We start from the raw sequence: 331 nt of genomic DNA, 5'->3' as shown, positions 1-331 counted from the left end.
GTACAAGCATGGGAAGCAAAAGGGAAAATTGTTACTATCATTGCCGGGGGCAAAGACAATTATTCGACAGAACCTTACTACGATGAATAACATTAATGGCAGGCATAGGTTGGGTTGAGAACTCAACAACAAAAGGTCGTCTGAAACCGTAATCGATTTTTCAGACGACCTTTCTGTCAATCCAAACAGATTGTCGAATCTTAATCCAACCTGTGCTTGCTGTACGGAACAGGCACGGTGTTCATTCACAAGTTAAGTCATATATTGAATCAAAAGGCGGCATTGTTAAAACAGGTTTAGGAGATTAAACATGGCATCATATGTTTCCATC

At 40.2% G+C, this 331-nt stretch carries 1 pseudogene; it reads left to right on the top strand.

Annotation, left to right across the window (positions count from 1 at the left end):
• Window positions 1-230: 230 nt before the first annotated feature.
• Window positions 231-308 (top strand): annotated as a pseudogene (locus DFR77_RS14720) (restriction endonuclease fold toxin); the annotation flags it as partial.
• Window positions 309-331: the final 23 nt, after the last annotated feature.

Source organism: Neisseria gonorrhoeae (genome assembly GCF_003315235.1).
Classification (GTDB): Bacteria; Pseudomonadota; Gammaproteobacteria; order Burkholderiales; family Neisseriaceae; genus Neisseria; species Neisseria gonorrhoeae.
This window is presented reverse-complemented; position numbering and strand designations above follow the sequence as displayed.